This window comes from Streptomyces lushanensis (assembly GCF_001700515.1).
In the GTDB taxonomy this organism is placed as follows: Bacteria; Actinomycetota; Actinomycetes; order Streptomycetales; family Streptomycetaceae; genus Streptomyces; species Streptomyces lushanensis.
This window is the reverse complement of record NZ_MAUD01000321.1, coordinates 1-10,699: the sequence shown is the minus strand read 5'-3', so window position 1 is coordinate 10,699 and position 10,699 is coordinate 1. Positions and strand designations below refer to the sequence as shown.

The 10,699-nt window shown below is 69.7% G+C and carries 11 protein-coding genes and 1 pseudogene; 5 read left to right on the top strand and 7 right to left on the bottom strand.

Annotated elements, in window-relative coordinates; genetic code table 11:
- Positions 1-45 precede the first annotated feature (45 nt).
- From BFF77_RS24375 to BFF77_RS24360, 4 genes and pseudogenes are all read right to left on the bottom strand, one after another.
- Positions 46-336 (bottom strand): annotated as a pseudogene (locus BFF77_RS24375) (helix-turn-helix domain-containing protein); the annotation flags it as partial.
- A 203-nt stretch (positions 337-539) separates the two neighbouring features.
- A complete protein-coding gene (locus BFF77_RS24370) occupies positions 540-1,760 on the bottom strand; it encodes a hypothetical protein (RefSeq protein ID WP_066953428.1) in 1,221 nt (406 codons plus the stop codon).
- Positions 1,761-2,066: 306 nt separating this feature from the next.
- Positions 2,067-2,720, bottom strand: a complete 654-nt coding sequence (locus BFF77_RS24365; RefSeq protein ID WP_141698515.1) for a PH domain-containing protein — start codon at positions 2,718-2,720, stop codon at positions 2,067-2,069.
- A gap of 286 nt (positions 2,721-3,006) precedes the next feature.
- Positions 3,007-3,957 carry an NADP-dependent oxidoreductase gene (locus BFF77_RS24360; RefSeq protein WP_066953425.1) on the bottom strand — a complete coding sequence of 317 codons (951 nt, stop codon included), beginning with the start codon at positions 3,955-3,957 and terminating at the stop codon, positions 3,007-3,009.
- Positions 3,958-4,006: 49 nt separating this feature from the next.
- On the opposite strand from BFF77_RS24360, the gene BFF77_RS24355 reads away from it, so the two are divergent.
- On the top strand, positions 4,007-4,630 hold the full coding sequence (locus tag BFF77_RS24355) for a TetR/AcrR family transcriptional regulator (RefSeq protein WP_066953423.1): 624 nt from the start codon (positions 4,007-4,009) through the stop codon (positions 4,628-4,630).
- Positions 4,631-4,748: 118 nt separating this feature from the next.
- Here the strand turns inward: BFF77_RS24355 and BFF77_RS24350 are convergent, their stop codons facing one another.
- Positions 4,749-5,741 carry a substrate-binding domain-containing protein gene (locus BFF77_RS24350; RefSeq protein WP_079125450.1) on the bottom strand — a complete coding sequence of 331 codons (993 nt, stop codon included), beginning with the start codon at positions 5,739-5,741 and terminating at the stop codon, positions 4,749-4,751.
- Positions 5,742-6,117: 376 nt separating this feature from the next.
- Here BFF77_RS24350 and BFF77_RS24345 point away from each other — a divergent pair, with 376 nt between their 5' ends.
- Both BFF77_RS24345 and BFF77_RS24340 read left to right on the top strand, forming a co-directional pair.
- Complete coding sequence (locus BFF77_RS24345; RefSeq protein ID WP_079125451.1) at positions 6,118-7,002, top strand: SigB/SigF/SigG family RNA polymerase sigma factor; 885 nt, start codon at positions 6,118-6,120, stop codon at positions 7,000-7,002.
- A 122-nt stretch (positions 7,003-7,124) separates the two neighbouring features.
- Positions 7,125-7,391, top strand: coding sequence for a DUF5133 domain-containing protein (locus BFF77_RS24340; protein ID WP_425424424.1), 267 nt, complete (start codon positions 7,125-7,127; stop codon positions 7,389-7,391).
- A 223-nt stretch (positions 7,392-7,614) separates the two neighbouring features.
- On the opposite strand, the gene BFF77_RS24335 is transcribed toward BFF77_RS24340, so the two are convergent.
- Positions 7,615-7,788 carry a CsbD family protein gene (locus tag BFF77_RS24335; RefSeq protein WP_066953432.1) on the bottom strand — a complete coding sequence of 58 codons (174 nt, stop codon included), beginning with the start codon at positions 7,786-7,788 and terminating at the stop codon, positions 7,615-7,617.
- A 170-nt stretch (positions 7,789-7,958) separates the two neighbouring features.
- Positions 7,959-9,251 carry a cytochrome P450 gene (locus BFF77_RS24330; RefSeq protein ID WP_066953420.1) on the bottom strand — a complete coding sequence of 431 codons (1,293 nt, stop codon included), beginning with the start codon at positions 9,249-9,251 and terminating at the stop codon, positions 7,959-7,961.
- A gap of 623 nt (positions 9,252-9,874) precedes the next feature.
- Between BFF77_RS24330 and BFF77_RS24325 the strand changes: the two genes are divergently transcribed.
- Both BFF77_RS24325 and BFF77_RS24320 read left to right on the top strand, forming a co-directional pair.
- Positions 9,875-10,036: a hydrophobic protein gene (locus tag BFF77_RS24325; RefSeq protein ID WP_066953418.1), complete on the top strand. Its 162-nt coding sequence runs from the start codon at positions 9,875-9,877 to the stop codon at positions 10,034-10,036.
- 228 nt (positions 10,037-10,264) lie between these two features.
- A complete protein-coding gene (locus BFF77_RS24320) occupies positions 10,265-10,633 on the top strand; it encodes a PRC-barrel domain-containing protein (protein WP_066953416.1) in 369 nt (122 codons plus the stop codon).
- Positions 10,634-10,699 lie beyond the last annotated feature (66 nt).

The window sequence follows — 10,699 nt, the reverse complement described above, 5'->3', positions numbered from 1 at the left end:
TCAGATGTGTATAAGGGCCAGGTTGTGGGCGGGCACGTTGTGGACGGGCACGGCAGCAGCGGCGGGCGCGGCGGCAGGGGCGCTGTGGGCGGGGTACTTCGCCGCCCAGCCGTTCAGCAGCCGCTGATACGCCTCCAACCGCGGCGACTTCGGCTCACTCCGGCCGTTCTCGTAGTTCTTCACCGTCTGCGTCGACGTCTTCAACGCGACCGCGAGACGGGCCTGTGTGATCCCGGCGGCCTCACGCAGCCGGGCGCGCTCGGCCGGGGGCGGGAGCTGCGGCTCCTCCTCCAGCAAGGCGTCGACCGACGCGAACAGCTCTTCCTCGGTTGCCATGGCTCGCTACCTCCTCCGGAACACTAGCGAATCCCACCCCCTCGTTTAACCAACTTCTTAACCCGGTCGGGTCGTGCGGTCCCGGCCTGTGGCCGGGACCGCTCAAGGGCGCCGTGTTCTCCCTCGGCAGCGTTGACGTCAGGCGGGCGAAGGCCGGACGGCCGGCGCGGGAGGGAAAGCCGCCGGCGGGGCGTCCCGTAGCTTCAGATCCTGGTGGCCACGTCGCACGCGCCGCCGAACTCCGAGGAGAGCGATCTGCTGCGGTCGTACGGATCGCTCTTGGTCGCGCCCGGACTGGGTTCGGCCCCCGGCTCCGAGCCGAAACGCGGGTGGACCAGCCCGTCGGTCGACTCACACGCGTCGTTGCCGAAGCTGGCCTTCGTGTCGCGGATCCATATCCTCCCGTCGGTGCTCTCCCACCGGACGGGGTCGACCACCTGTGCCTCGACGACACGGCGCACCACCGTGCGGGTCATCTCGCCCCGCCCGTTCTTGCTGACCAGTGGGTAGACGAAGGTGTAGTCGGCCGTGAGGATCGCGGCGCCCGGGTCGCCCCTCCTGACGGTCATCCGGCCGCGCACCCTGATGTCGTGGCCGATGATGCCGACCTCGTCGCTGTCGAACCGCGTGACGGTCCATTTCGGATCGCTGTCGGCGGAGGGCTTCCGAAGCCCTTCCTTCAAGTCGGTCACGTACACGCCCTGGAGGGGGTCCAGCAGTGCCAGCACCTTGACCGGGTCGGCGCCGTTCAGCACCTTCGGGTCGAGGTTCGACGCGACCAGGAACTCCTTCAGCAGTGCCTCCCCCTTGGCGACACGTGCCGCCGACACCCCGTTGACCGCCTTGGCCGACGGCAGGACGATCGCGTCCGCGCCGCTGTCCCAGCGCTCGGCGGGGGACCCGGCGAACGGGCGCTCACGGGTGGGCCGCACGGTCCCGCCCACCGCCGGTGCACGGGTGGGGCGCGCGGTCTCCGCAGGCAGGACGGCGCCGTCACCGGCCTCTGCGCCCGCCGGACCGCCGGCGCGTGAGGCCGGGTCCCCGCCCGGCAGCCCGGGCAACTCGCCCGCGACGGTGAGCCCGGCGACCAGCACGACGGCGGCGGCCAGGACGCCGGTCACCCAGCGGCGGCGCCGCCGCGCGCGGTCCTCGGCGGCGAATGTCGGCGGTCCGGTGCGCCAGCCGTCCGGCTGCGCCGGGCCGTTCCGCCTCCCGCGGCTCCGCGCGGCGCGCTCCTCGTCCTGGCGCCGCAGCCGTTCGGTCACCATGCGGGCCCGCGCGGACGGTTCGGCGGGCGCGGCGAGCCGGGCCGCGCCCTCGCTCTCCCGCTGGAACCTCTCCCATTCCTCGTCGGATATGGACGACTCCCCCACCGGCCGGGACGGGTCGAAGGGATCGCCGGAGGCCGGCGGCTGTGCAGACATGAGAGGGCGCGCTTTCTGTCACGATGCGATGCGGTTTCGGCCCGACCCGGAGGAACCAGGCTCCGTTCGGCGCTGCCGGGTCTGGAACAATCCCGGGCGCGAGCCACGACATTCGTACCGGCACACACATGTCACACACAAGGTCTTCACGTGCTTTGTGATCACAGAGTGACCCGAACTTCCCGATCAGGGTGGGCACATGGGCAATTCGCCCCATTCCCGGAGCCGTGGCCCGGGGCACCCGCGTCCGCACGACCGCCCGGGGCAGGGCGCTTCGGCCGCGAACTCACGGCGCCCCGGAACCCGTCACCCCGCGGGGCGGTTGCCCCGGTGGACGAGTGCCGCCGTGATTCCGAAGACGGCCACCCAGCCGCCGCCCAGGATGACGAAGGGATTCATCACCGGCTCCGTCCACCCGGGGAATTCGAAGAAGACGGGAAGCAGCGCCAACCCCGTCAGAGGCAGGAACGAGAACATCGAGCAGCCAACACCCCACGCCAGCGCCTTGCGACGGACCTGGTCGCGGGCGATGTCGATCGCCGCGTTCTCGTCGGCCGTCCAGTCCTCGCCGCGCAGCTCCTGCCAGATCTCGTTGAGCACGCGGACCTCCCGTACGACATCGACATGGAGGTCGTCGACGTACGGGAGCAGCCGGCGCCTGCCGCCCTTGCCGTAGGCGTAGGCGATCGTGGAAGGCGCGTTGTCCTGTGTGATCGCGCCGGGGTTGGGCGCCGCGTGGATCTCCTGGATCTCCTCCCAGGCCATCCGGCGCACGCGCAAGAACCCGCGGGTCCGGATGCCCTTGAGATCGGCCACGGTGGCCAACTGCCGTGCCACGTGGATCATCCAGCCCAGGATCCCCACCAGAAGCAGGGTCACCGACACCGAGACCCCGTTCGGAAACTCCGCGACGATCCACATCGGTACCAGGACGCCCACGGCGGCCACACTCGAACTCACGATCAGAGCGGTGGTTCTGCCGGGCCGCATCCTGTACTCACGTGGAACCCTGTGCGTGTTCATGCCCTACCCGCGTCGTCAGGTGCAGCCCCGAAATGGCATCGCAGTATAGGGACGGCCCGTGGGGCGCGGCCAGGGACGTATACGGAGTCGGCGCACGGAATCGTGGACATGGGTCCGCGGAGGCCGATGCGCCCCGCCCCCAGGCCGCCGCCGGACCGCGCCGGGCTCCAGGCGGACCGCGTACGGCACCACCGGCCACCCAGGCGTCCGGTCGGTCCACCGGTCAGTTCACCAGCACGATCTTTCCGCGGGCGTGGCGGCTCTCGCTCAGTTCGTGCGCGGCCGCCGCCTCGGCGAGCGGGAACGCCGCCGCGACCGGCACCCGCAGCCGGCCCTCGGCCGCGAGCGTGACCGCGAGCGCGAGGCCGTGCACCGCCAGCGGGTCGGCGGCGGCCCCCACGGCCGCGCCCGTGTCGTCGGCCGGCGCTCCGTGCGACATGTGTACGCCGTGGGCCGCCGCGGTGAAGTCGGCGATCGTCACCACGCGCGCGGTGTCGCCCGCGATGGCGATGAGGTCCGGCAGCGCCCCTCCGGCGCAGTCGAACACCGCGTCCACCCCGGCCGGTGCCAGCGCGCGGACCCGTTCGACGAGCCCCGTCCCGTACGTCGTCGGCTCCGCGCCGAGGGACCGCAGGAAGTGGTGGTTGTGCTCGCTCGCCGTACCGATGACGGTGGCGCCCCGGGCGACCGCGAGCTGGACGGCGACGGTGCCCACCCCACCGGCCGCGCCCTGCACGAGCACGGTGTGCCCCGCGCCCACCGCGAGCCGGTCGAGCACCCGGGTGGCCGTCTCGACGCCGCCCGCGGCGCCGCCCGCTTCCTCCCAGCTCCACGCGGCCGGTCTGGGCGCCCAGGCGGCCAGCACCGCGAAGTCGGCGTTGGCGCCACGCGTGGCCATCCCGGCGTAGCCGAACACCTCGTCGCCGATACGCACACCCGTGACGCCGTCGCCGACCTCGTCCACCACTCCGGCGGCGTCGAATCCGGTCCGGTACGGAAACGTCGTGGGCACCATGTCACGCAGCGTCCCGGAGCGGATGAGCGTCTCCCCGGGCGAGATTCCGGAGGCCCTCACGGCGATGCGGATCTCGCCCGGTCCGGCGTGCGGAGCCTCCACCTCGGCGACGCGCACAACGCCGGGCGGACCGTACTCGCTGAATTGAATCGCTCTCATGCGCCGGACCGTAACGGAGCACCCCGTCCGTTTGGCTAAAGTGAGAGTGATGACGACCGAAGTGGTAACGAAGCTCCGCTCGGACGCCCGCGACAATCGCGAGCGCATCCTGGCGGTCGCTCGCGCGGCCTTCGCCACCCGGGGTCTCGACGTCCCGATCCGCGAGATCGCCCGGCGCGCCGAGGTGGGGGTCGCGACCGTCTACCGGCATTTCCGGACCAAGGAAGCGCTGCTGACCGAGGCCTTCGCCGAGCAGATGGCCTCCTGTTCCGCGATCGTGGAGGAGGGTCTGTCGGAGGGCGACCCGTGGAGCGGGTTCTGCCTGGTGATCGAGCATCTCATGGAGGTGCACGCCCTCGACCGGGGCTTCGCCCGCGCGTTCACATCGCAGCTTCCCCAGGCGGTCGACTTCACCGCCGACCGCGATCGCACGCTGCGTCTGATGCTCGAACTGGTGCGGCGCGCGAAGGAGGCGGGCTCCTTGCGGGAGGATTTCGTGCTGGAGGACATCAGCCTGGTCCTGATGGCGAACGAAGGCATCCGCGCCGAGTCACCGAAGATCAGAGTGGCGGCGTCGCGCCGCTTCGCGGCCCTGATGATCCAGTCGTTCCAGGCGACCCCCGTCCCGATGCCGCTCCCACCGGCCGTCCGGCTTCCTCTCTCCAGACACTGAGGGCTGTCCCGTCATCCCTGGCGGATCGGCGAGCGGCGTCGGGCGGCGCACCGCCGCGTCGGATGCGGTGCACCGCGAGGCGGAGGACCGGCGTTGTCGGCGGCCCGGCCGCAAGAGATCAGCGCTCGCCCTTGAGGGTGGTGATGCCGCAGTTGGGGATCCTGCCGAAGCCGTAGGCCTCGATGACGTTCCGCTCGGCGCAGATCCTGGAGTTGGGGCCGCCGAAGGCATTGATCAGGTCGGGTTCCGGGGTGGCGCCACCGGCCAGCTTCGCGGTCGGGACGACGTTGTAGACGTCACGCTGGTACGGGAAGTTCGCGTTGACCGTGCCGCTGGGCAAGCGCGGCGGGACGCCGTTCACCCTGGTCAGGACCGTGACGCCGTGACGGTCCACGACCACGTTGAAGATCTGCGCGGTGTACTGGGCGACCGAGTACGGGGCGATGTCACCGGCGGTGCCCAGCGCGGTGCCGTCGTTCGGCTGCACCGTGCCGTTGACGCAGAGGCCGATCTGGGCCTCGCTGAGACCGATCTTCTCCAGGAAGAAGGCCCGGGTGCCGGAGCCCGGGTGCGGCAGCAGCGGCGTCAGGGCGACACCGTTGTGCGTGGTCTTGGCGCAGGAGTAGATGGCATGGAGCTGGCCGGTGGTGAAGCCCACACCGTCGTTGAGGGCGCTGTCCGACCGGACCGCGACGGTCACCGCGTCCTTGGCGAACGGGATCCACGTCAGCCGGGCCGTGGTGAGGTCGACCGGGCCCCGGGAGGAGCGGGCGAAGTCGACGCAGTCAATGGCGGGGTTGCTGAGGTCGTCGCGCAGCGCGTCGATGCCGGGCGAGGAGCCGTTGGGCCGCAGGATCACTCCGCCGGTACGGCAGGTGACCGGGGTGGTGCCCGTCGCGTCGTACGACTGGATGAGCTGGTTGTCCGGGGTGCCGTTCGGGTCGGGGATGACATTGCCCAGGGCGTTGACCACGTCCTGCGTGGTGTCGGATCCCACGCCGACGATCTGGCGGGTCTCCGAGTCGGCGGACGCGGGGGTGGTGAGCAGGCTCAGACCGAGGGCGGCGGCGCCTGCAGCGGCGGCCAGGCGAATACGGAACTTGACGTTCACTTCTGTTCTCCTCCGTGCGTACGGATGGCGAGCAAGGGACGGTCAAGCGGAATCCGGACTTCTTACTGCCGACCCGTCGGCCGACACCGTGAACCGTTCCGTATGCTCCCCTGGAGAACCACCAACTCCGTCGGAGGAAAAGGTTAAGAGGGCATTTCCTGGACGACACCTAGGGAATTGATGAATGGTTCCGGACAATTTCTGAAGGGGAAAGGCCGTCCCGGGAATCCAGACGCCGTGCTCATGCCCCGCTCCTCCCGCGCCCGGCACGACGCAGGGGTGGGATCCGACACTCGCGGCATCCCGCAGGGTTGGGCCCGGGTTTCCGGGGCAGGTGCCGTCTGGCAGTCGATCGAGCATTGGTGGCGACGTGACGATATCCGTGCAGGCCCAGGGCACGTCCGCAGCGCCGGCGGTGACGGCGCCGGCGGCGCACGCCGGACCGGTGGGTGATCTGCCGTGGATCGAGGACGCGGGCAAGGTGGCGCCCCGGGACGCGCGGGCCTTGTCGAAGGTGTTCTTCGACCGGCTCCGGGTGCTGGAAGAGGGAACGCATGAGTATCAGTACGCCCGTAATACTCTGATCGAGATGAACCAGAGCCTGGTCCGTTTCGCCGCGAGCAGGTTCCGCAATCGTGGCAGCGGTGACATGGAGGACATCGTCCAGGTCGGCACCATCGGTCTGATCAAAGCCATTGACCGGTTCGACCTGTCACGCGAAGTCGAGTTCACCTCCTTCGCCGTCCCCTACATCGTCGGTGAGATCAAGCGGTTCTTCCGCGACACCAGTTGGGCCGTCCATGTCCCCCGTCGCCTCCAGGAACTCCGCGTCGAACTGGCCAAGGCCAAAGAGGGGCTGTCACTTGTCCTGGACCGTCAGCCCACCGTCCGTGAACTCGCCGAGCACCTCGGGCTGAGTGACGAAGAGATCGTTGAGGGCCTGGTGGCGTCCAACGGCTACATGGCCGGTTCTCTCGACTCCCCCGGCGGGGACGACGACGGATCCGGTGACGGCCCCACCTACGCCGAGAGCATCGGCGACCGCGACCCCGCCATGGATCTCGTGGAGGACCTCCACGCCCTGGCCCCGCTCCTGGAAGAACTCGGCGACCGGGAGCGCCGCATCCTTCAGATGCGCTTCGGCCAGGAGATGACCCAGTCCGAGATCGGCGTGGAACTGGGCATCTCCCAGATGCACGTGTCCCGGCTTCTGACCCGCATCCTGACCACACTCCGCGCCGGCATGCTCACCGACGCCTGAACCGAGACCGCATCACAGAACCTCCCCGCCGGCCGCGCGACCATCCCTCAACTCCGGAGGGCGGTCATGACCCGCGCCCGGGGCCGGGGAGACGGACGAATACGAGAGGTACCGCTGTGCTCATGACCGACCCCGCGATACTGCGGAATCTTGTCGAACAGTACGAAACGCTGAAGGTCCTGCACATGGAGCAGGGTTCGGCCGGTACACGGCGCCGACTGGAGGACATCACGTACACCCTGTGTGTCTCCACCGGCACCCGTACTCCGGCGGAGGCCCTCAGCGTGGCAGAACAGCGCCTGAAACCTTCCCCCGCCGCCCCCGCCGCGTCGGCCGCTCCTTCCGAAGCGGCGATGCCCCTGGCCCCGGTGACGGCGCCCAGATCCTGAGGAACAGAGCAGAGACAAAAAAGCACGGACCGACCCGCTCATGGGTGTGGGCCGGAGCAAATGCTCCGGCCCACACCCGTTTCCGGCCCACGCCCATCGCGGGGGGCGCCCCCTTGCGGAAGGCACGGGCGCCGCAGGGGCGGATACGGCTCACCCCGGTACGCGGCGGGGGCGGACCTGGTAGTCGGCTACCGGGTCCGCCCCCGCCGCGCATACGGCGTAGTCAGTCCTTGAAGACGTCCTTGACCTTCTCCTTGGCCTGCCGGGCGTCGCCCTTGGCCCGCTCGGCGCGGCCTTCGGCGGTGAGGCGCTCGTTCCCGAGGAGTCGGCCGATGGCCTCCTTGGCCTTGCCCTTGGCCTGCTCGCCCTTGGCCTGAGTCTTCTCTTCACCCGACATGGTCATCACTCCCAGCGATGGACAACGCTTACGAGGTATCGCCTGCCCCCGCCGCGGAGATGTAGACACGCACTGCGTCGGTGAGCCTCCTTCCACCTCCTCGCTCACCGGCATGGAGGAGGTGGAGGTGGAGTGCGGTCGACGGCCACGGTTCGACGTACCCTCGGCAGTTACCGCCCTCCGGTCGGCAGGAAGCGGGCTCTGAGGTTCGCGGGGGCCAGTCGGTCGACGAACTGCGGTGTCACCGATGCGGCGTTCGGTGATTCGACGGTGAAGCGCTGTGCCAGCCGGGAGGTGGTCAACGTCAGCTGTCGCGTGGTCAGCGCCGAGCCGAGGCACACCCGTGGTCCGGCACCGAACGGGAGGTAGGCCGGCCCGGGGGCCGATCGCCCGTCCAGCCACCGGGTGGGGTCGAACTCGTCCGGCCGGGACCACCACCGGGGGTCCCGGTGGATCAGATAGGGATTGAGCAGCACGTCGTCACCGGGGCTGAGCGACCAGTCGCCCAGGGTGGTCGCCGTACTGGCGGTACGGGTCATCAGCCACGCGGGTGGATGCAGCCGGAGCGTCTCCCGGACCACGGCCCCGGCCAGCGGAGTGCCGCCGTCCGCCGCGCCCTCCGCCGCGCGGTCCGCCTCGTCACGGAGGTCGTCCACGAGCCGGGGGCGGCGGGCGAGTTCCCACACGACGGAGGTGAGGGCGGCGGCGGGGACCCCGTGGCCGCCCATGAGGACGCTGTGCAGGGTCGACACCACGGCGCCGAGGGGCGGGGCCGGTTCGGCCGCGAGGAGAAAGCCGAGCAGGTCGCTCGGGGGCGCGTCGGTCGTCGACGCGCGCCGCTCCCGGACCATAGCGGTCAGCGTTTCGCCCAGGCGCCGGTAGGTACGGAAGAAACGGCGGTGGCGGGGAAGCGGCAGCCACGCGGGGAACTCGCGGGACGACTCCGCGAAGGGCTGGGTGGCACGGACGGTCTCGTGGAGCAGATCGGGGACACCGGCGGAGTCCTCACCGAAGCAGTACTCGGCGATCGTCCGGGCGGTGAGCGTCCGCATCGTGGTGAGCACGTCGACCTCACGGCCGGCCGCGTCGGCGAGGACCGCGTCCAGGACCGCGACGGTCAGATCGTCGGTCGTGGCCGCCGCCGTACGGTTCAGCCCCGGCCACGCGGCCCGGCGCTCGGACATCCAGGACGTGGCGTGCGCGGTGGCCCGGTCGAGATCCCGCCGCATGTCGAAGGGCGCCAGCTCCGTCACAAAGGCGTCGCCGGTGCGGGTGAGTGCCTCATGGGTGAGTTCCGGGTCGATCACGAACAGTGTGTGCTCGTCGTAGGAGAAGACGTCACCGTACTCCCGGTGACAGCGGCGCAGAAAGCCGATCCGGTCGGCCTCGTACTCGCGGGTGTTGCCCCTGAGCCAGTGCCCGCGCGGGCCCGGCGGCCATCCGGGCTTCTCACGGTGCGCCATGCGCCCTCCCCTGTGCCCTGTGAAACGCGGGACCCCTCGTGAGGGATCCCGCGATCGGCGTTCCGCGCTGAACAGGTAGGGCTACCGAGTGTGGTAGGGCCAGTAGATGTAGCGTCCGCTGACCCGCTTCCGGCCCACCAGATGAGCCACCAGGCGCCGTGTCCGTTTCATGAACACCTCACTGCCATCAGGGCGAATAGTTTTTCGATCGTGCCACGGTCTCTTGCCTCGGGCAATATCGCCTCCTGAGCCCTCACCGGGCGGTGTGACATCAGGTGACGTCCAGTCAGGTGAGCTGTGTGGCACGGGGACTCGTGGCGGATCGCGTCCGCGGGCGGCCACTTTCTGGCTCCGCCGCGGCCTGACGGCGAGGGACGACTCCGCCGTGGTCCCGTTCCGCGGTCCCTGCGCGAAGGGTCGAAAACCCCTCCGCCGGGGGCTTCACCCGCCTGCCAGGCCAACTGCCAAGCCGGCAAGGCTGGTTGGAAAGGGCCGGTGAATTTCAGGATTATTCAACCGGCCGCGCCCCGCACGGCTTCCCTCGAACCCGAATGGGAAACGCGTAAATTCGGCCGCATGAGTGCCCGGGATCAGGGCAGACGACTCTTCGGAGGTTGATAATCATGGTTCCCCTGCTTCTTGTTCTACTGCTCGCTCTCATTCTCTTCGGTGTCGGTTTCGCGGTGAAGGTCCTCTGGTGGGTCGCGATCGCGGTGCTGGTGCTGTGGCTGATCGGGTTCGTGGCTCGCCCGAAGGGTGGGAGTGGCCGCTGGTACCGCTGGTAGGCGGGCCGTTCGGCTCTTCCGCCCGGCATGGCGCGGATCTGCCCGGCGCGGCCGCAGCGCCTGTCCTTTTGAGGGCGGGCCGACATCACAGGACCGGGTGTGTGCGCCGGGACTTTGAGGGCAGATGAATCTCCAGCGGGTCCTGCACCTCTCCGGACTTTCTCCTGCATAAGAATCCGGCGGGAAAGCGGGACGCTGATATCAGAAATCGTGAAAGGGGTTGTTTTCGTGTCCGACAACATATGGGGCTACCGCGAGACGTCCGGCCGTCTGGCCAACGCCGATCTGACGGGCTACAAGGTCGAGGCGACGGACGGCTCCATCGGCAAGGTCGACAAGCACTCCGACGAGGTCGACTCCTCGTACATCGTGGTCGACACCGGTCCGTGGATCTTCGGCAAGGAAGTCCTCCTGCCGGCCGGCACGGTCAGCCGTATCGACACGAACGATCAGAAGATCTACGTGGACCGCACGAAGGAGCAGATCAAGGACGCTCCCGAGTTCGACCGGGAGAAGCACCTCGGCAACGCCGCCTACAACGAGGAACTGGGCACGTACTACGGCACCGGTTTCCCCTTCGGCGGCGGACGCGTCTGACCGGCCCGCCCGGCAGTGAAACGGTGAGGGGGTGTCCACCCGGTGACCGGGTGGACACCCCCTCAC

Excerpts from the sequence above, each read along its gene's own strand:
- BFF77_RS24370 (WP_066953428.1), bottom strand. The coding sequence starts at position 1,760 with ATGTCTGCACAGCCGCCGGCCTCCGGCGATCCCTTCGACCCGTCCCGG.
- BFF77_RS24360 (WP_066953425.1), bottom strand. The coding sequence starts at position 3,957 with ATGAGAGCGATTCAATTCAGCGAGTACGGTCCGCCCGGCGTTGTGCGC.
- BFF77_RS24355 (WP_066953423.1), top strand. The coding sequence starts at position 4,007 with ATGACGACCGAAGTGGTAACGAAGCTCCGCTCGGACGCCCGCGACAAT.
- BFF77_RS24340 (WP_425424424.1), top strand. The coding sequence starts at position 7,125 with ATGACCGACCCCGCGATACTGCGGAATCTTGTCGAACAGTACGAAACG.
- BFF77_RS24335 (WP_066953432.1), bottom strand. The coding sequence starts at position 7,788 with ATGTCGGGTGAAGAGAAGACTCAGGCCAAGGGCGAGCAGGCCAAGGGC.
- BFF77_RS24330 (WP_066953420.1), bottom strand. The coding sequence starts at position 9,251 with ATGGCGCACCGTGAGAAGCCCGGATGGCCGCCGGGCCCGCGCGGGCAC.
- BFF77_RS24325 (WP_066953418.1), top strand. The coding sequence starts at position 9,875 with ATGGTTCCCCTGCTTCTTGTTCTACTGCTCGCTCTCATTCTCTTCGGT.